The organism is Corallococcus aberystwythensis (assembly GCF_003612165.1).
GTDB lineage: Bacteria > Myxococcota > Myxococcia > Myxococcales > Myxococcaceae > Corallococcus > Corallococcus aberystwythensis.
This window is the reverse complement of the sequence record NZ_RAWK01000003.1, coordinates 70,560-89,419: the sequence shown is the minus strand read 5'-3', so window position 1 is coordinate 89,419 and position 18,860 is coordinate 70,560. Positions and strand designations below refer to the sequence as shown.

General features: G+C 67.9%; 18 protein-coding genes. 2 read left to right on the top strand and 16 right to left on the bottom strand.

Translation table 11 applies throughout. The features are described from left to right. Positions 1-42 precede the first annotated feature (42 nt). The 16 genes from D7W81_RS01230 to D7W81_RS01155 form a co-directional block, all read right to left on the bottom strand. Positions 43-1,953 (bottom strand): ATP-binding protein, encoded by a 1,911-nt coding sequence (locus tag D7W81_RS01230; protein ID WP_120553446.1) that lies wholly within the window; start codon positions 1,951-1,953, stop codon positions 43-45. Between the two features lie 101 nt (positions 1,954-2,054). Continuing rightward, the gene (gene rplS / locus D7W81_RS01225) at positions 2,055-2,453 is read right to left on the bottom strand and encodes a 50S ribosomal protein L19 (RefSeq protein ID WP_120553445.1); all 399 of its coding nucleotides are present in this window, start codon (positions 2,451-2,453) and stop codon (positions 2,055-2,057) included. A gap of 119 nt (positions 2,454-2,572) precedes the next feature. Further along, positions 2,573-3,310 (bottom strand): tRNA (guanosine(37)-N1)-methyltransferase TrmD, encoded by a 738-nt coding sequence (gene trmD / locus D7W81_RS01220; protein WP_120553444.1) that lies wholly within the window; start codon positions 3,308-3,310, stop codon positions 2,573-2,575. Then, positions 3,307-3,867: a ribosome maturation factor RimM gene (gene rimM, locus D7W81_RS01215; RefSeq protein ID WP_120553443.1), complete on the bottom strand. Its 561-nt coding sequence runs from the start codon at positions 3,865-3,867 to the stop codon at positions 3,307-3,309. Before rimM ends, trmD begins: the two co-directional genes overlap by 4 nt. Then, positions 3,864-4,148, bottom strand: coding sequence for a KH domain-containing protein (locus D7W81_RS01210; RefSeq protein WP_120553442.1), 285 nt, complete (start codon positions 4,146-4,148; stop codon positions 3,864-3,866). The genes rimM and D7W81_RS01210 overlap by 4 nt, the downstream gene beginning before the upstream one ends. Positions 4,149-4,171: 23 nt before the next feature. Continuing rightward, the gene (rpsP, locus tag D7W81_RS01205; protein ID WP_014397299.1) at positions 4,172-4,432 is read right to left on the bottom strand and encodes a 30S ribosomal protein S16; all 261 of its coding nucleotides are present in this window, start codon (positions 4,430-4,432) and stop codon (positions 4,172-4,174) included. Between the two features lie 102 nt (positions 4,433-4,534). Beyond that, a complete protein-coding gene (gene rlmN, locus D7W81_RS01200; protein ID WP_120553457.1) occupies positions 4,535-5,665 on the bottom strand; it encodes a dual-specificity RNA methyltransferase RlmN in 1,131 nt (376 codons plus the stop codon). A gap of 88 nt (positions 5,666-5,753) precedes the next feature. After that, the gene (locus tag D7W81_RS01195; protein ID WP_120553441.1) at positions 5,754-6,569 is read right to left on the bottom strand and encodes a siderophore-interacting protein; all 816 of its coding nucleotides are present in this window, start codon (positions 6,567-6,569) and stop codon (positions 5,754-5,756) included. Positions 6,570-6,731: 162 nt separating this feature from the next. Further along, the gene (gene ndk, locus D7W81_RS01190; protein WP_120553440.1) at positions 6,732-7,157 is read right to left on the bottom strand and encodes a nucleoside-diphosphate kinase; all 426 of its coding nucleotides are present in this window, start codon (positions 7,155-7,157) and stop codon (positions 6,732-6,734) included. A 39-nt stretch (positions 7,158-7,196) separates the two neighbouring features. Beyond that, positions 7,197-8,096: a succinate--CoA ligase subunit alpha gene (gene sucD, locus D7W81_RS01185; protein ID WP_120553439.1), complete on the bottom strand. Its 900-nt coding sequence runs from the start codon at positions 8,094-8,096 to the stop codon at positions 7,197-7,199. 32 nt (positions 8,097-8,128) lie between these two features. Then, complete coding sequence (sucC, locus tag D7W81_RS01180) at positions 8,129-9,289, bottom strand: ADP-forming succinate--CoA ligase subunit beta (RefSeq protein ID WP_120553438.1); 1,161 nt, start codon at positions 9,287-9,289, stop codon at positions 8,129-8,131. A 268-nt stretch (positions 9,290-9,557) separates the two neighbouring features. After that, positions 9,558-10,364: a succinate dehydrogenase iron-sulfur subunit gene (gene sdhB / locus D7W81_RS01175; protein ID WP_120553437.1), complete on the bottom strand. Its 807-nt coding sequence runs from the start codon at positions 10,362-10,364 to the stop codon at positions 9,558-9,560. Positions 10,365-10,450: 86 nt separating this feature from the next. After that, positions 10,451-12,328, bottom strand: a complete 1,878-nt coding sequence (gene sdhA, locus D7W81_RS01170; protein WP_120553456.1) for a succinate dehydrogenase flavoprotein subunit — start codon at positions 12,326-12,328, stop codon at positions 10,451-10,453. A 230-nt stretch (positions 12,329-12,558) separates the two neighbouring features. After that, positions 12,559-13,500, bottom strand: coding sequence for a malate dehydrogenase (gene mdh, locus D7W81_RS01165; protein ID WP_120553436.1), 942 nt, complete (start codon positions 13,498-13,500; stop codon positions 12,559-12,561). 29 nt (positions 13,501-13,529) lie between these two features. Continuing rightward, positions 13,530-14,825, bottom strand: a complete 1,296-nt coding sequence (gene icd, locus D7W81_RS01160; protein WP_120553435.1) for an NADP-dependent isocitrate dehydrogenase — start codon at positions 14,823-14,825, stop codon at positions 13,530-13,532. 178 nt (positions 14,826-15,003) lie between these two features. Further along, on the bottom strand, positions 15,004-15,555 hold the full coding sequence (locus D7W81_RS01155; RefSeq protein WP_120553434.1) for a histidine kinase: 552 nt from the start codon (positions 15,553-15,555) through the stop codon (positions 15,004-15,006). A 398-nt stretch (positions 15,556-15,953) separates the two neighbouring features. Here D7W81_RS01155 and D7W81_RS01150 point away from each other — a divergent pair, with 398 nt between their 5' ends. Then, entirely contained in the window at positions 15,954-18,101 is a 2,148-nt protein-coding gene (locus D7W81_RS01150) for a hypothetical protein (RefSeq protein ID WP_208721111.1), read from the top strand. Positions 18,102-18,114: 13 nt separating this feature from the next. Further along, positions 18,115-18,858 (top strand): iron-containing redox enzyme family protein, encoded by a 744-nt coding sequence (locus D7W81_RS01145; protein ID WP_120553432.1) that lies wholly within the window; start codon positions 18,115-18,117, stop codon positions 18,856-18,858. Positions 18,859-18,860: the final 2 nt, after the last annotated feature.

The following is an 18,860-nucleotide window of genomic DNA, read 5'->3' as shown; positions in this document are numbered from 1 at the left end:
TTGCCATTCCGCCCCCGCCGCCCCACGCACTTCCGGCGGCGGCTAGACGTTAACGGTGCCGTCCGACATCTGGCCGAAGCCGGGGTGGGCGGTGACGTGCAGGACCTGCGTGAGCGTGCCCAGGTGCTTGAGCATGCGGGCAACGAGGGGCAGCTTCGCCTCGTCCATGCCCGTCAGCACGTCGTCCAGGATGAAGGGGCGCTTCACGCGGGCGCACGTCTTCTCCACCACCGTCATGCGCAGCGCTAGGTAGTAGAGGTCGATGTCCTTCGGGGGCAGCTCTCCCACCGGGATGCGGCTGTTCTGCGTGAGCAGGAAGGCGTTGCCCTCGCGGTCCCACTCCACGCCTTGATAGCGCCGGTCCGTGAGCGCGGTGAGGTACTGCACGCAGCGGTCCTTCATCAGCGCCTGCACCGACAGCATGTCGGACGTGAGCACGTCCGCGGCCTGCGACAGCACCAGCGGGGATGGGTCCTCCAGCGGATCCACCGGCACCGGTGCTTGACCGGGGGCCGCGACCACCTGCACCGGAGGCGCCTTCGCCAGCGCGATGGACTCCTTCAGCCGGGACAGCTCCCGCTCCACCTCGCGCAGGTCGCGCACGTAGGTGCCCTTGGCGGACAGCTCCGCGTTGAGCTCCTCCTGCTGCGCGCGCATCTCCTGGCCGTCGCGAAGGGCGCCCTGGTACTCGGCGGAGGCCTCGAACTCCTCCAGCTGGGTCTGCAGCTCTCCCAGCCGCATGCCGAGCAGGTCCTTCTGTTCCAGCGCGCCGGGGATCTCCTCGTAGCTCTCCAGGTTCAGCGCCTTGACGGCCATGCGGATCGGCGCGTCCTCGAGCTCGAACTCATCGAGGATCTTCTTCTGCCGCGCGTCCTTGCGGTTGTCCTTGGTGCCCTTGCGCGTGGCCGCCTGCAGGTCCTCCACGTAGCGCAGCGCCATCAGCGCCGCCGTGCCGAAGGCGGGGATGTTGATCAACGCCAGGTAGCGCCACATGGGCTGGGCCGCGGCGATGCCCAGGCCCACGCTCAAGCCCAGGAAGAGCACGCCCGTGCCCAGACCGCCCCAGAAGTAGCGGTTCTTCGTGAGCGGCGGCACCTTCAGCGACGCGTCCTCCAGCTCCGGATCGCGGTCTGTCTCCAGCCGCGTCAGCGCCTCGTCCCGCCGCGCCACCGCTTTCGGGTAGCGCTTCACGCGCGTGAGGATGTCCAGCGGCAGGCCCAGCGACTCCGGCGAGGGCGCCGCGCGCCAGGCGGTCTCCGCCTCCGCGATGGCGGTCTTGAGCCCCTCGCCGCCCCGGAGCTTCGAGTCCGCCTCGAAGATGAGCGACGACAGCTCGTCCACTTTGAACTGGAGCTGATCCACCGCCTTCGCGGTGACGAGCTCCTTCTCCAGCACCTTCACCTTCGCCTCGGCGGCCGGGACGTCCTCCGCCGGCAACACCTGTGCGGCGGCCGCCAGCGACGGCGTGGTCCCGGAGGCCTTCGCGCCCGCCGCGGCGGCGGCCTTGGGCGTGCTCTTGCGCGGCCGGCGCGACGGCAGCATCACCAGCTGGAGGCAGTACACCTGCTCGAACGTGGTGCGCGGAGGCAGGCCCGCCTGGCCGCGCAGGTACTGGTTGATCTCCGAGACGTCCGTGGACACGAGCTCCGGCTGGGCCGTGGCGGGGTTGAGCCGGTGCAGCGACCCGGAACCGCCCAGCTCGCGCAGCACCCGGTACGTCATCCCGTCCTGGCCCACGAACGTCAGCGCGGCCTTGCCGGAACGCCCCGCCGAGCCCACGAGGCTCGAGTCCCCGCCGCGGCCATCCGCGAACAGCAGCGACAGCGACAGGCTCCCCAGCGGCAGCACGTCCGCCGTGGGTGGCTTGAGGATGAGGTACCCGGTCTTCAGCGGGAAACGCCCGGCGGGAGAGAACCCGCGGACGTTCTGGATGGCGACCTCGACGAAGTGCATGGCGTGCGCAGTCTAGCCCGAACGAAAAAAGGAGCGTCCAGTGACGGACGCTCCTTCTCGCACGCGGCCGTGAAGGCCGCGAGAGGGTTTCTGAGGACCTACTAGCCCTGAGCGGCGGCGGCCTTGGCGGCCTTCGCAGCGGCCTTCTCAGGATCCACCAGCACGTCCACGCGCGAGGCCTTGCCCTTCAGCTCGCGGAGGTAGAACAGGCGCTTGCGGTTCACGTCGCCGCGGGTGAGGACTTCGATCTTCTCGTAGCGCGGGCTGTGGATGGGGAAGATGCGCTCCACGCCGACGCCGAAGGACATCTTGCGCACGGTGAAGGTCGCGCGGTTCGTGCCCTTGGTCTTGCGGATGACCACGCCCTCGAAGGCCTGCACGCGCTCCTTCTCGCCTTCCTTGACCTTCCAATGGACGCGAACGGAATCACCCGTGCGGAACTCGGTGATGTCCTTGCGCAGGAACTTGTTTTCGACGTGCTCGATGAGGCTACGGCGCATGACGGACTCCAGAAAGCGGAACTTGACGCGTAGGACGCGTGGAAAAGAGCGGGCCGTCCTAGCAGAGAGCGCCGGGACGAACAAGCCTGCAACAAAAGGTTCCGCGAGAACACGCAGGGTTACAACGCTTCTTCTTCCCTGGCGAGCAGTTTCTGATCCGCTTTGCTGAACACCAGCCGCGCGAACAGGTCCGGCCGCCGCTCCTGCGTGAGCTTGATGGCCTTCCACCGGCGCCAGCGGGCGATGCGGGCGTGATCGCCGGACTGGAGGACGGCGGGCACCTCGGCTCCCCGGAAGACAGGCGGCCGGGTGTAGTGAGGGTGCTCCAGCAGTCCCTCCTCGAAGCTCTCCGCGACGGAGGACGCTTCGTTGCCCAGGACGCCCGGCACCAGCCGCGCCACGGCGTCCACCACCGCCATGGCAGCGACCTCCCCACCCGTGAGGACGAAGTCGCCCAGGGACAGCTCGCCGTCCAGGAAGGGCATCACCCGCTCGTCCACGCCTTCATAACGGCCGCAGACGAGGATCAGCCCGGCCGCGTGCCGAGCCAGCTCGCGCGCCGTTCCTTGCGTGAACGTGGGCCCCCGGGGGCTCATCAAGAGCGCCTTCGCGCCAGGCAGCCGAGCGCGCGCGGCCTCGATGGCGGCCACCAGCGGTTCGGGCTTCATCACCATGCCGGCGCCGCCGCCATAGGGCGCGTCGTCGGTGACGCGGTGCTTGCCCTCGGCGAAGTCGCGCACGTCGGTGAGGGTGACGGAGATGAGCCCCTTCTCCTGCGCCTTCCCGAGGATGCTCGCGCCCAGGTAGCCGGACACCATGCCGGGGAACAGCGTGAGGAGCTCCACGGGGTAGCTCACCCACTGTCTCCAGGCTCGTCCCCAGGCGCTTCTGGCCCGTCCGCCACCAGGTACTCCGGAGGCCGGATCACGATGCGCCCCGCGGGCACGTCCACCGTGGGCACGAACTCGTCCGCGAAGGGCACCACCAGCTCCGGCCGGCCCTTCGCGCGGATCACCAGGTTGGGCACTTCACCGGTGGCCCAGACCTCTTCCACCGTCCCCAGGGACACGCCCTGCTCGTCCACGGCGGCCAAGCCCACGAGGTCGCCCTGGAAGAACTGGCCCTCCTCGGGCGGCTCCAGGTCCTCGCGGTAGACGAACACCTTCGCGCCCACCAGCGCCTCGGCGGCCAGGCGGGACTCCACGCCCTCGAAGAACAAGAGGTCTTCCTTGTTCGCCGGGCGGAAGGACTCCACCGCGTACTCGCGCTCCTCACCGGAGCGCAGGCGCAGGCGGACACGGTCGACCGTGCCGAGCGTCTCCGACGCGGGGTCGAAGGCGCGGACGGCCACCTCGCCACGCAGCCCGTGCGCACGGGCCACGTAGCCCAGCTCCAGACAGTCCTGCGCGCTCACCGCGCGGCGTCCGGAGCAGGCGGCGCCGCGGGAGAACCCGGGGTGCGCCGGTCGTCGAGAATCTCCAGGCGGACCTTCTGGCCCTGCTTCTGGGCGGCGGCGTTGAGCAGCGTCCGGAGGGCGTTCACAGTGCGCCCATCACGGCCGATGACCTTGCCGACGTCCTCGGGGGCGACCTTCAGCTCATAGAGCTGGCCGCCATCCGCCTCGGAGATGCGCAGGGCGACCTGGTCGGGTTGATCAACCAGGGCCTTCGCCAGATACGTGAGCAGCGGCTCCACGTCTTGTCCAGACGGGGGCGTGCTCAGGCGGTGGTCGCCGGGGCCTGCTTCTTCGCCGTCTTGATGAGGTCCGCGACCGTCTCGGAGGGCAGCGCGCCGCTCTTCAGCCAGTAGTTCAGCCGCTCCTCGTTGAACTGCACCTTCGCGGGGCTGTGGTTGGGGTCGTAGGAGCCGACCTGCTCCAGGAACTTGCCGTCACGCGGGCTGCGCGAGTCGGTGGCAACCACGTGGTAGTACGGCATCTTCTTGGCGCCCGCGCGGGCAAGACGGAGGACAACGGCCATGGAACGCTCCAGCGAAAACGTGTGACTTCTACGGTAACAGGCGGAGGGGGGCGCTCTTAGCGCCCCGGCAACAGGATTGTCAAGGAAGCTCGGGTGCTTATGTCACGTAGGGGCTTCGGCGGCCGTCTCGTCGCGATTGGCGAGCTGGCCACAGGCCCCCGCGATGTCCCGGCCCCGGTTCTTCCGGATGTAGGCCGCGACATGCGCCTCGGCAAGGATGGCGCGGAACTCCTCCGCCCGCTCCTCGCCCGTGGTCTGGAACCCCAGGCCGGGGTTCTCGTTGTAGGGAATGAGGTTCACCTTCGCGGGAATGTCGCGCAGCAACTCCTTGAGCCGGTGCGCGTCCGCGTCGCTGTCGTTGAAGCCCTTGAGCAGCACGTACTCGAAGGTGATGCGCCGACCCTGGCGCAGCGGGAACTTGCGGCACGCGTCCAGCAGCGCCGCGATGTTCCACTTGCGGTTCACCGGCATCGTCTGGCTGCGCTGCTCGTCCGTGCTGGCGTTGAGCGAGATGGCCAGCTTGACGTCCGTCTCCTGGCCGAAGCGCTCAATCATCGGCACCAGGCCCACGGTGGAGACGGTGATGTGCCGGTGGCTGAAGTTGGGCCCCTCCTCCGACTGGAGGATGGCGAGCGCCGTCTTGAGGTTCTCGAAGTTGTGGAGCGGCTCGCCCATGCCCATGAACACCAGGTTCGTGAGCGGGCGGAACGTCTCCAGGTTCTCGTTGCGGCGCACCTCGCGGTTCACCGCGTGCACCTGGGCGACAATCTCCCCGGCGGTGAGGTTGCGCTTGAGGCCCAGCGTGCCCGTCATGCAGAACGAGCAGGCCATCGCGCAGCCCACCTGCGTGGACACGCACAGCGTCTTGCGGTCCTCCGACGGCATGTAGACGGCTTCGATGTAGCGCCCCTCGCGCGTCTTGAAGCGGTACTTGATGGTGCCGTCGACGCTGCGCTGCTCCAGGTCCTTCACCAGCGGGACGATCTCCGCCTGGACCTTGAGCTTCTCGCGCAGGGCCTTGGACAGGTCCGTCATCTCATCGAAGGACGTGGCGCCGCGCTGGTGCAGCCAGCGGTAGAGCTGCGCCGCGCGGAACGGGCGCTCGCCCAGCTGCTCGCTCAGGAACAGCGCGAGCTTCTCACGCGACAGGCTGGCCACGTCGACCAGCTTCGCGGGGGCCGGCACCGGGAGGGGCTCGGTGACAGGGAGGGCTGTGGCGGTAGGCTCGGACATCATTCAGTCGGGGCTAACGGAGGGAAATGGGGCGTGCTTCCCACAAGAAGGCACGGCAAGTCAAAGGAGTGCCCGCCCCCTTCCCTGCCTACCCCTTGGAATCGTGATGCTCGGCGACGCCACGCTTCCAGTAACCCGTCACCCGCATCCAGCTCTTGTTCAGACCGCGCTCATTCACCAGGTGTTCCCGGATGGGCTTGAGCGACGTGGACTCCCCGGCCACGAACACGAACCCGTCCCCGGCAGGCGGCGTCCAGGCCCGGAGCGCGTCCTCCAGGTGCTTCGTCGTCCCGGCCTCCGCGCCCCCCCGGTGCAGCCAGGTGAGCTTCACGTCCGCCTTGCTGACAATGGGCTGCTCCTCCGCCGCGTCCGCGACCTCGATGAAGGCGAACGCGCGCTTGCCCGCGGGCAGCTCCTCCAGGCGGCGAGCGATGGCCGGCAGCGCGCTCTGGTCCCCCGCGAGCAGGTACCAGTCGAAGTCGTCCGCCACGTCGTGCGTGCTGCGCGGCCCCCCAATGCCCATGAAGTCCCCGGGCTTCGCCTGCTGGGCCCACAGCGACGCGGGGCCTTCCCCGTGCAGCACGAAGTCGATGTCCAGCTCGCCCGCCTTCGGGTCGAAGCGGCGCGGCGTGTAGTCGCGCGAGGCGGGCTTCTTGAGCCCCTCCGGCATCGTCAGGCCGTTGGGCCCCACTACCGGCATGTCCGGCTTCTGCACGCCGGGCTCCGCGAAGAAGCACTTCACGTGATCATCCGCGCCAGGGGACGAGAAGCCCTCCAGCTCCGGGCCGCCCAGCGTCACGCGCACCATGTGCGGCGACAGCCGTGTCACGCGCAGGACCTCCAGCAACCGCAACTTCACCGGGAACGGCCCCCGCCGGGCCACGCGCTCTGAATCGCCGCTCATGCGTGCTTCCTTGCCGATTGTGATTTTCATTATCGGTAGCAAGGACCGTCCGGGAGGGCAACCGGATACAGCAGGCCCGCGAGCTTCGTAGAAAGACGACGGCCCGGGTCCGCGCCGCGTGGGGCGTGGACTCCGGGCCGCTGTCAGCAGGCAGGAAGCTGCTTAGTACTTCTGGAGCTCGGTCTCGCGGAAGAAGTACGCGATCTCGTTCTTCGCGTTCTCCAGGCTGTCCGAGCCGTGCACCGTGTTCGCGTCGATGCTCTGGGCGAAGTCGGCGCGGATGGTGCCCTTGTCGGCCTTCTTCGGATCCGTGGCGCCCATGAGGTCACGGTTCTTCAGGACGGCGTTCTCACCCTCGAGCGCCATCACGACCACGGGTCCGGAGGTCATGAACGCGACCAGGTCCTTGAAGAAGCCCCGGGCGCTGTGGACGGCGTAGAAGCCTTCCGCTTCCTTCTGCGACAGCTGCTGCAGACGGATGCCAACGGGCGTCAGGCCCGCCTTCTCGAAGCGGGAGATGATCTCCCCGATGTGGTGGTTCTTCAGCCCGTCCGGCTTGATGATGGACAGCGTACGCTCGATGGCCATGGTCTTTGGCTCCTCGTGTGTGTCGTGTGAAAGGTTGGCTTAGCGCTTCTTCGGGGGGCCGCGCTTCACGGCCTCCTGCAGCGTGGTGCCCAGCTCGGCGGGGCTCGCGGCCATCAGGATGCCCGCGGCCTCCATCGCCTTGATCTTCTCCGTGGCCGTGCCCTTGCCGCCGGAGATGATGGCGCCCGCGTGGCCCATGCGCTTGCCCGGGGGCGCGGACTGACCGGCGATGAAGCCGGCGATGGGCTTGGTGAACTCGCGCGCGACGTACTCGGCGCCCTCTTCCTCCGCGCTGCCGCCGATCTCACCGATCATGATGACGGCGTCCGTCTCCGGGTCGGCCTGGAAGAGCTTCAGCACGTCCACGAAGTTGGTGCCGTTGACGGGGTCGCCGCCAATGCCCACCGCGGTGGACTGGCCCAGCCCCAGCTGCGTGAGCTGGTGCACGGCTTCGTAGGTCAGCGTGCCGGAGCGGGACACCACGCCGATGCGGCCCGGCTTGTGGATGTGGCCCGGCATGATGCCGATCTTGCACTTGGCGCCGGGGGTGATGACGCCAGGGCAGTTCGGCCCGATGAGGCGCACGCCCGGCTTGCCCTGCAGGTAGCGCTTGGCGCGCACCATGTCGTTGACCGGGATGCCCTCGGTGATGGTGATGATGAGGGAGATGCCCGCGTCCGCGGCCTCCATGATGGAGTCCGCGGCGAAGGGCGGCGGCACGAAGATGACGGACGTGTTCGCGCCCGCCTGCTTCACCGCGTCGGCGACCGTGTTGAACACGGGAACCTTGCCCTCGAAGGAGGTGCCGCCCTTGCCGGGCGTGACACCGCCGACGATCTTCGTTCCGTACTCCAGCATCTGCTTGGCGTGGAACGAGCCCGCCGAGCCGGTGATGCCCTGGACGAGGACCTTCGTGTTCTCGTTGACGAGGATGCTCATGGCGTTCTTTCAGGAAAGAGGGAGCGAAGGCCCTACTTGATGGCCGCCACGGCCTTCTCGGCCGCCTGGCGCAGGTTGTCCGCGGGGGTGATGGCGAGGCCCGAGTTGCGGAGCAACTCCTTGCCCTGCTCCACGTTGGTGCCTTCCAGGCGCACGACGAGCGGGATCTTCAGCTGCACTTCCTTCGCCGCCGCGATGATGCCTTCCGCGATGACGTCACACTTCATGATGCCGCCGAAGATGTTGACGAGCACCGCCTTGACCTGCGGATCCGCGAGGATGAGCTTGAAGGCCGCCGTCACCTTCTCCTTGCTCGCGCCGCCGCCCACGTCCAGGAAGTTGGCCGGAGCGCCGCCCACCAGCTTGATGGTGTCCATGGTGGCCATGGCCAGACCCGCGCCGTTCACCATGCAGCCGATGTTGCCGTCCAGCGCGATGTAGGCCAGGTCGTGCTCCTTGGCCTGCGTCTCGCGGGGCTCCTCTTCCGCCACGTCGCGGTACTCCAGGAGTTCCTTGTGCCGGTAGAGCGCGTTCTCGTCGAAGGTCACCTTCGCGTCGAGCGCCACCACGCCGCCGCTCTTGCGGATGACCAGCGGGTTGATCTCCACGAGGGCCGCGTCCGTCTCCACGTACATCTTGTAGAGCGCGGCGCAGAACTGGACGAACTTGCTCACCGTGGGGCCCGTCAGGCCCAGCCCGAAGGCCAGCTCGCGGCCCTGGAAGTCCGCGAAGCCCACCGCGGGGTCCACGACGGCGCGGAGGATCTTCTCCGGGTGCTTCTCCGCCACTTCTTCAATCTCCACGCCGCCCTCGGTGGACGCCATGAAGGTGATGCGGCTGGTGGCGCGGTCGAGCGTCACGCCCAGGTACAGCTCCTGACCGATGTCCAGGCCCTCTTCGATGTAGACCTTGTTGACCTTCTGCCCTTCCGGGCCGGTCTGGATGGTCTTGAGCATCATGCCCAGCATCTGCTGGGTGAGCGTCTTGGCCTCCGCGGGGCTCTTGGCCAGCTTCACGCCGCCGCCCTTGCCGCGGCCACCCGCGTGGATCTGCGCCTTCACGACGACGACGGGCGTGGCCAACTCCTTCGCCGCGGCCTCCGCCTCATCGGGATTGAGCGCGAGGATGCCGCGCGGCGTGGGCACGCCATACTTCCGGAAGAGTTCCTTGCCCTGGTACTCGTGGATCTTCATCGAATCTCCGGGTGGGACGAGGGGAGACGAGGACAGCCCCTACACGGGGCGTCAACGCGGGCCCTCATTGCGCAGAAAACGACGGATGGCAAGGCCGTTTGGCCTCCAGCGTCGCGGCGGGACACAGGCCCCGTCCGCCGGGATAACACCCGGTGTCCGGGTGGATGAGGCGGCCTTCATCCCAACGGACACGGCCCCGCCCGGCGCCCCGCTCGAAGGGGACGCTGGCACGGGGCCGCGAGGAAGCCAGGACGGCGTGCGGGAAGGACTACCCCGGGCCGCTGGACGCCTTCTGCTCCTCTTCCTTGAAGAAGATGTCCTTGATCATCAGCTTGCTCACCTCGCGGTTCATCACCGCGATGGAGGTGGTGAGGGGGATCTCCTTCGGGCAGACCTTCACGCAGTTCTGCGCCTTGCCGCAGTCCTGGATGCCGCCGGGGCCCATGAGGGCGCGCGTGCGCTCCTCCGCGTTCAGCTTGCCCGTGGGGTGCATGTTGAACAGGCGGGCCTGGCTGATGGGCGCGGCGCCGATGAAGTCGTTGTCCAGCGTCACCTGGGGGCACGCCTCCAGGCAGCTGCCGCAGGTGATGCACGTGGACAGCACGTACATCACGGAGTGGTCCTTCTGCGACTGGCGCGGGCCGGGGCCCAGGTTGTACGTGCCGTCGACGGGGATCCACCCCTTCACGCGCTTGAGCGACTCGAACATGCGGTCGCGGTCCACGGTGAGGTCGCGCACCACCGGGAACTTCTTCATCGGCTCCAGGGTGATGGGCTGCTCGAGCTTGTCCACCAGGGCGGAGCAGGCCATGCGGACCCGGCCGTTGATGTTCATGGCGCAGCTGCCACACACCTCTTCGAGGCAGGCGGCATCCCACACCACGGGGGCCACCTTCTTGCCCTCCACGGTGACGGGGTTGCGCTGGATCTCCATCAGACAGGAGATGACGTTGGCGCCCTTCGCATAGGGAACCTTGAACTCGTCGAAGTGACCCGGCTTGTTCGGATCATCCTGGCGCCAGATGCGGAAGGTGATGGTCTTCGAGCTGACGGCGCTGGCCTGTGCGGTGTCCATGGTGCGGCTGCCCTTCCCTTCACTGCCAAATCAGGTGGCGGAAACCCGCGCCTGGATGCGCGCGAGCCCGGAAAGAAACGAACGCCCTACGCGTACCAGCGCGGCTCGGGATCCAGCACGGGCGTGGGCAGGTCCTGGTAGGAGATCTGCGGGCCCTGGCTGGCGTAGGTGGCGATGGTCGTCTTGGCCCACTTCTCGTGGCGCGCGCGCCACTGGTCCATCCACGACGGATCCTCGCGGGGGTCCTTCGACTTGGGCTCCGGCAGGGAGAAGTCCGGCTTGTAGTGGGCGCCGCGGCTCTCGTCGCGCAGGAGCGCGCTGGTGGCGATGACCTCGCCCAGCTCCAGCATGTTCCACAGCTGGTTGGTGTAGGAGAGCGCGCGGTTGGCGACGACGCCCGTGTCCAGCACGTTGACGCTGTTCCAGCGCTGCTTCAGTTCGCGGATGCGCTCCACCGTCTTCTTCAGGCGGTCGTTGTAGCGCACCACGGTGCAGTTCTCCGTCATCACGTCGCCCAGCTCCTTGGCGAGCTGGTACGGGTTCTCCGCGCCGTTCATCTGCTTGATGGTGGCGAAGCGGTCCTGCCAGTACTTCTTCGCGTCCGCGAAGTACTTCTCCGGCATCGCCGCGGCGCTGGTCGTCTGGTTCTTGGCGAAGGACGCCATCGCCGGGCCGCCAATCATGCCGGAGTAGATGCAGGACAACAGCGAGTTGGCACCCAGGCGGTTCGCGCCGTGGAAGGCGTAGTCCGCCTCGCCGGCCGCGTACAGGCCCGGGATGCGCGTGCTCTGGTTCACCGGGCTGCCGTCCACCGGGGTCTGCGTGCGCGGGTCGGCCTCGAAGGAGACGTGCAGGCCGCCCATCGAGTAGTGCATGCCCGGGAAGATGACCATGGGCGTGTGGCGCGGATCATCTCCGACGAACTTCTCGTAGATCTCCATGACGCCCTTGATCTTCGCGTCGAGCGTCTTGGCCGGGATGTGCGTCACGTCCAGGTACACGCCGTCGCGCCCGCCCAGGCCCATGCCCAGGTCGCGGCAGACCATGAAGATCTCCCGGGTCGCCACGTCGCGCGGCACCAGGTTCTTGTACTTGGGGTACTTCTCCTCCAGGAAGTACCAGCGCTCGCTCTCCGGGATCTCCCGGGGGTTGCGCGTGTCGCCCTTCTTCCTGGGCACCCAGACGCGGCCGCCCTCGCCGCGCACGGACTCGCTCATCAGGCGCAGCTTGTCCTCGCCCGGGATGGAGGTGGGGTGCACCTGGATGAACTCGCCGTTGGCGTACAGCGCGCCTTCCATGTACGCGCGGCCCGCGGCGGTGCCGGTGTTGATGATGGAGTTGGTGGAGCGCCCGAAGACGATGCCGGGGCCGCCCGTCGCCAGGCACACCGCCTCCGCCGGGAAGGTGCGGATCTCCATGGTGCGCAGGTCCATGGCCACGCTGCCGATGCAGCGGCCGGACTCGTCCTTCACCGTGCCCAGCCACTCCCAGTACTCGTACTTGGTGACCTTGCCCTCCGCCTCGTAGCGGCGCACCTGCTCGTCCAGCGCGTAGAGCAGCTGCTGGCCGGTGGTGGCGCCCGCGAACGCGGTGCGGTTGTGCAGGGTGCCGCCGAAGCGGCGGAAGTCCAGCAGGCCTTCCGGCGTGCGGTTGAACGTCACGCCCATGCGGTCCAGCAGGTAGATGATGCCGGGCGCCGCGTAGCACATGCCCTTCACGGAGACCTGCTCCGCGAGGAAGTCGCCGCCGCGCAGCGTGTCCTTCACGTGGATGTCCGGGTGGTCACCCTCACCCTTCGTGTTCACCGCGCCGTTGATGCCGCCCTGGGCACAGACGGAGTGCGAGCGTTTGACCGGGACGAGCGAGAGCACGTCCACCTGGTGACCCGCCTCCGCCAGCTTGATCGTCGTCATCAGCCCGGCGAGACCGCCGCCCACCACCGTGAATCGCGCTGCTGCCGCCATCATCGTCTCCTTGACCACGGGATGCCCGGGGGGGTGCCTTCACGGGGGGCCGCTGAAGTCCTGCTTCGCGACACGAGCCCCGCTCCCGGAATCCAGTGCGAGTCCAACACGCTAGTTAACTTGGAAAAATACCGCCGCAACGACGGTGGCCCGGAGGATAAGCCCGGATCATTCACGGCATCAGGCAGGGCCCGCCAGCAGCACTCCGGCGGGCCCGGCCGACGGCCGGATTACAGCTTCACGAGCTCGACGGTGCCCTTCACGGAGGTGAAGGACTTGTTCATCTCCGCCTTCTCCGCGTCGTTCAGCTCGACGGTGATGATCTTCTCCACACCGCCCGCGCCGATCTGCACGGGGACGCCGAAGAAGAAGTCGTTGATGCCGTACTGGCCCTTGAGCAGGGCGGCGGCCGGCAGCACGCGCTTGCGGTCGAAGAGGAAGCTCTCCGCCATGGCGATGGAGGAGGAGGCCGGGGCGAAGTAGGCGCTGCCCGTCTTGTACAGGCCCACCAGCTCCGCGCCGCCCTTGCGGGTGCGGTCGATGATGGCGTCCAGCTTGTCCTTGGCGATGAGCTGGGTCAGGGGCACGCCGCCCACGGTGCTGTGGCGCACGAGCGGAACCATGTCGTCGCCGTGGCCGCCGAGGACGAGCGCCTCCACGTCACGGATGGAGCAGCCCAGGGCCTCGGCCACGAAGCACTTGAAGCGGCTGGTGTCCAGCACGCCCGCCATGCCCACGACCATGTTGTCCTTCAGGCCGGCGATCTTGTGGAGCGCGAACACCATCGCGTCCAGCGGGTTGGCCACGTTGATGACGAAGGCGTCCGGGGCGTGCTGCTTGATGTTGCCCGCCACGTCCTTCATGATCTTGAGGTTGACCTCGAGCAGGTCCTCGCGGGACATGCCCGGCTTCCGGGGCACGCCGGCCGTGATGATGATCACGTCCGAGCCCGCGACGTCCTTCCAGTCCGTGGAACCGGTGACGCGGCAGTCGTAGCCGTCCACCGCGGACAGCTGGTTGATGTCCAGGGCCTTGCCCTTGACCAGACCCTCGGCCGCCGGGATGTCGTAGAGCACCACGTCGCCCAGGTTCTTCTGGACCGCCAGCAGCGCCAAGTTGCCGCCGATCTGACCGCCACCGATGAGGCCGATCTTCTTCTTCTTGTGAGCCATGGTTTCGCCCTCCTGCTTTGGGGTGGGGACTACATGTGCTTGATGATGGCCTGACCGAACTCCGAGCACTTCACCTCGGACACGGTCTCCTTCGTCTCCAGCTTCATCAGTCGCGCGAAGTCGTACGTCACGGTGCGCGCCGCGATGGCCTTGTCCATGCCCTTGATGATCAGGTCCGCGGCCTCGTGCCAGCCCATGTGGCGCAGCATCATCTCGCCAGAGAGGATGACGGAGCCGGGGTTCACCTTGTCCAGGTCCGCGTACTTCGGCGCGGTGCCGTGGGTGGCCTCGAAGATGGCGTGGCCAGAGACGTAGTTGATGTTGCCGCCCGGCGCGATGCCGATGCCGCCCACCTGCGCCGCGAGCGCGTCCGACAGATAGTCGCCGTTGAGGTTCAGCGTGGCGATGACGTCGAACTCGTCCGGACGGGTCAGCACCTGCTGCAGGGTGATGTCCGCGATGGAGTCCTTGATGATGATCTTCCCGGCGGACACCGCGGCCTTCTGCTCGGCGTTGGCGGCGTCTTCACCCTTGGCGGCCTTGGTCGCCTCCCACTGATCCCAGGTGTAGACCTTGTCACCGAACTCCTTCGCCGCGAGGTCGTAGCCCCACTTGCGGAAGGCGCCTTCGGTGTACTTCATGATGTTGCCCTTGTGGACGATGGTCACGCTCTTGCGCTTCAGGTCCACGGCGTACTGGATGGCGGCGCGCACCAGGCGCTCCGTGCCTTCCTGGGACACGGGCTTGATGCCGAAGCCGACGTTCTCCTGGAAGCGGACCTTCTTCGCGTCCTTGGGGAACTCCTGCTGCAGCCAGGTCTGGAACTTCTTGGCGGCCTCCGTGCCGGCCTCGAACTCGATGCCCGCGTAGATGTCTTCCGTGTTCTCACGGAAGATGACCATGTCCACCTTGTCCGGCTGCTTCACCGGGCTGGGCACGCCCTTGAAGTAGCGCACCGGCCGCAGGCAGACGTACAGGTCCAGCATCTGGCGCAGCGCCACGTTCAGCGAACGGATACCGCCGCCCACCGGCGTCGTCAGTGGGCCCTTGATGCCCACCAGGTACGTGCGGAAGGCCTCGATCGTCTCGTCCGGCAGCCAGTTGTTCACCTGCTTGAAGGACTTCTCGCCGGCGAGGACCTCCAGCCAGGAGATCTTCTTCTTGCCGCCGTAGGCCTTCTCCACCGCCGCGTCGAACACGGCCTGCGAGGCCTTCCAGATGTCGCGGCCGGTGCCGTCGCCCTCGATGAAGGGGATGATCGGGTTGGACGGCACGGTCAGCTTGCCGTTCTGCAGGGTGATCTTCTCGCCAGCGGGAGGCGCCATGAACGCAAACTCCTGATTGAGACCGGGGTCTTGAGAGGCGGCGGATAGTCCGGAACCCGCCCCCGGTCGTCAAGGAGTTTGGCCGCACGCCCTCCAGGGCCGACGCACCCGGGGTGTGCCGCGCTTATCGCAGCCAATGGTCCAGAAGCAGGATCGTTTTTCCGGATTTGGCGGCGGGCTAGAAGCTCGCGAGCCCGGGCGCCGGCAGCTGGACGCTCACGGCCGTCCCCGCGTCCAGGCGCTCCAGCGCAAGCTCGCCGCCCATGGCGTCCACCAGCTCCCGCGCCCGCGCGAGCCGCCGCTGGGGGCTTCCCACGCGCAGGGGCGACAGCACCACCGAGCGCGTCTCCCGTTCGGACAGGCTCACGCCCGGCATCACCACCTGGAAGCGCGGCCCCACGTCCCCGAAGTCGTCCGGTGGATCCACCACCACCCGCACGGCCGGAGCCTCCGGCGGTGCCACGTCCGCCGCGTGCGCGACGAGCAACAGGAGGACCTGCTCCAGGCGGCGCCGGCTGACCCGGGCCATCACCGGCTCCTCCGGCAGCTCCAGCGCCACCTGCACTCCATGCAGCCGCCGCGTCGCGCCGAGCAGCCCCAGCGCGTCACGCACGGACACCGCCACATCCACCTGGAAGACGTCTGGGAAGTCCACGGGCTCCAGCCCCTGACCGCTGAAGGAGGCTTCCGCGTCCCCCGGCGAACCCTTCACATCCAGCGCTGCGCTCATTCGCGGCTCCCTTCCCCCGTGCCCAGAAGCGCCGACCATAACGGCCACCCCTGACACGGTCCATCGCCTGACAGCTCCGGGTCTCCCCCACCTTTCCTGGTGAGGAGAGTTACAGCCCCGCGCCACATTGCTGATAAAGACGCGCACGCTGGGTCCGTATTGCTCCTCGGAAAACCCGTATACCGCCGGTCAATCACGACCCGGGGTGAGTCAGTTCTTGGGGCGGAAAAACAGCCCCGGCATATAAATTCGATTTGACTGTTACGGCCGAGATCCCCATGATGCGGTCCCAGAATCAAGAGCCGTCAGCGTCTCCAGTGAATCAGGGAGGAAGTGTTGTGCTCGCAACATCGCCGACCACCAATGGTGCCGCTGCCCGCAGAAGGGGAGTCCTGACGATGGATGGAGGGATCCCGGCGTCCTCGAAGTTCAGGCATGCGATCGAATTCGGCAGTGGCGATGCGCTGCGCAACGTGATTCCTCTTCCCCCTGCTGAAGCGGCCCTGGATGACTCGGGCTATTCGCTGCACGGCACCGGCCCCACGGCCATCACCTGCTCGGTGGGCCGGCCGGACGCGGTGCTGGGTGACGTGACGCGGCTGTCCCCCACGGTGGTGTGGGTGGCCCCCCGCCAGCCGCTGGCGGACACGGCCGAGTCGCGCACCTTCCCCGTGTACCTGGCGTGCAACGGCACCACGATTGGCCCGCTCAATGGTGCCTTCATCCGGACGGACTCGGACGTGCCGAACGCGCCGGTGGGACTGCAGCTGGTGGGCGTGACGATGGAGCAGGGCCGGCAGATCCTGGGCTTCCTGTCGGATGCGCTGCGCCAGGGTGTGGCGGTGCCGGCGGCCTCCGCGCTGCCCGTGCAGGACATCATTGATGATCCGGAGCGGATCCGCTCCATCTTCACCGCCATCTGCGCGGCCGGGAACAAGGGCGTGCTGCGCCGCCAGGGCCGCGTGGTGCGCATGGTGCTGGAGCGCTTCCACTCCGCCACCGGTCAGCTGGAGTGGCGCACGGAGGACTCCACCCCGGACTTCGGCGAGCCGTCGTACGACATCGACGTCATCGGCTACAACTCCGCGTACCGCCTGCGCGCGGAAGAGGGCCGCAGCGAGGGCGACCGTCTCTTCACCGCCCTGCCCGCGCAGCTGTTCCGCATCCGTCACCGCTGGCACCGCCGCGTCGCCGCCCCCGAGGGCGTGCACGCCCGCTTCCACCACCCGCTGTGGCGGGAGCAGGGGCTGCTGCGCCGCGAGGTGCTGGACATGTCCTTCTCCGGCCTGTGCATGCGCTGCCAGCCGCAGGACCTGCTCTTCCCCGGCCTCCTGCCGCCGCTCATCGAGCTGGAGCTGGGCGACGGTCAGCGGGTGAGCGTTCGCGGGGAGATCCGCTACGTCAGCGGCCTGCGCGCGGACGGCACCGTGCTGTGCGGCCTGAGCGTGCTGCCCTACTCTTCCGACGAGGCGCGCTGGGTGCGCTTCGTGTCCCAGACGATGTCCCCGGCCACGCGCACCAGCGAGGGCCTGGTGGAAGAGCTGTGGGACCTGTTCAACCGCTCCGGCTTCTTCAGCCTGGGTGGCAGCTCCCCGGAGGAGTTCGAGGAGCTGAAGAACAACTTCGCGTCGCTCGCGAAGCGCGCCGCGGAAGTGCCGCAGCTGTTCTGCAACGCGGTGTGGCCGTCCGAGCGCGGCATTGAAGCGACCCTGTCCTTCACCAAGCCGTACCGTCACGCGTGGCTGGGCCACCAGGTGGCGAAGCGGCCCGGCAAGCCGCCGGAGGGGTTGAAGGAGGCGGGCGCCATCATGCGCGACCTCTACCTGCGCACCTTCGAGCACCCGCAGAGCGACCCGGACTTCCACTGGGTGGTGGCCTACGTGGAGGCCCTCAACCCGTGGATCAACAAGGCGCACGTGAAGTACGCGCAGCGGCAGATGCAGGCCGGTTCGAGCCTGGCCTTCACGCGGAAGATCCAGAAGATGAAGGCCTTCAGCCACGAGCTGACCGGCCGCGTGCACCCGTACACGGTGGGCCCCGCCACCCCGGGCGAGCTGAGCCTGCTGGCCGCGACCGTCGCGCAGCAGTTCCCCGAGTGCTACGTGCAGTCGTTGGACCTCACGCGCGACCGGCTGGACATGGGTCCCGTGACGGCGAAGTGGAAGAGCTTCGGCATGGAGCGCGAGCGCACCGTCCTGGTCGCCCGCCGCGATGGCGTGCCCTGCGCCGCCGCCGTGGTGGAGCTGGGCCAGCTGGGCGCGAACCTCTTCCGCCTGCTGGACAACACGCGCCTGTTCTCGCTGCTGGGCGATGGAACGCGCGCCTACTCCGCCCTGCTGGACGCGGCCCGCCGCTGGTACGCCGCGCGCAACCGCCCCTCCTTCCTCTACCTGCGCGAGGACGAGGGCGGCGACTACGTGCAGGAGTGCGGTCTGCACGACGGGCCGGATCCCTACCTGTGGATCATCTCCTCCAAGCTCGTCCCGGACTTCCTCGAGCACATCAGCGAACTCACCATCGGGCGCCGTGGTGCCCACTCCCGTTGAGGACCCCCACCCCATGAACAAGCCCCTCGTCGAAGAGCAGTACCTCCCCCACGTCACCGACGTCCGTCACCTGCTGGCGACCGGTCCCCACGTGACGACGCTGCTGGATTCGAACGTGGAGCCCGCGCTGCTGGAGGCCTTCCTCATCCAGCTGTGTGCCCTGGGCGTCTACATGACGGAGCCCGTGGACGGGTGGATCCGCCGCGCTGGCGAGGCCTGTGTGAAGGCGGGGATGACGGACGTGGGCGAGAAGCTCATCACCCACGCCAAGCACGAGGCCGGTCACCACCTGATGATGGTGGAGGACACGAAGAACCTGGTGGCGGGCTGGAACGCGCGCCGCTTCCCGAAGCTGGACGCGGAGGCCCTGATGGCGCAGGCCCCCACCCCGGCCATGCAGGAGTACCGGCAGATCCACGAGGACACCATCGCCGGCCCCATGCCGGGCGCACAGGTCGCCATCGAGTACGAGATCGAGAACCTGTCGGTGGTGTTCGCGCCCCGGCTCATCGAGCAGTGCAAGCGCGTGCTGGGTCCGGAAGTGATGAACTCGCTGTCGTTCATCAAGGAGCACGTGGAGCTGGACGTGGGCCACACCGCGCTCAACGAGGTCATGCTCAACAAGCTGCTGGGCCAGAAGCCCGAGCACGCGGCGACCATCGCGAAGACGGGCGCCCGTGCCCTGGACATCTACCTGCGCTTCTACGGCGACTGCATGGCGAAGGCGAAGCAGTTGCTCCAGTCCGCCGCCGCCTGAAG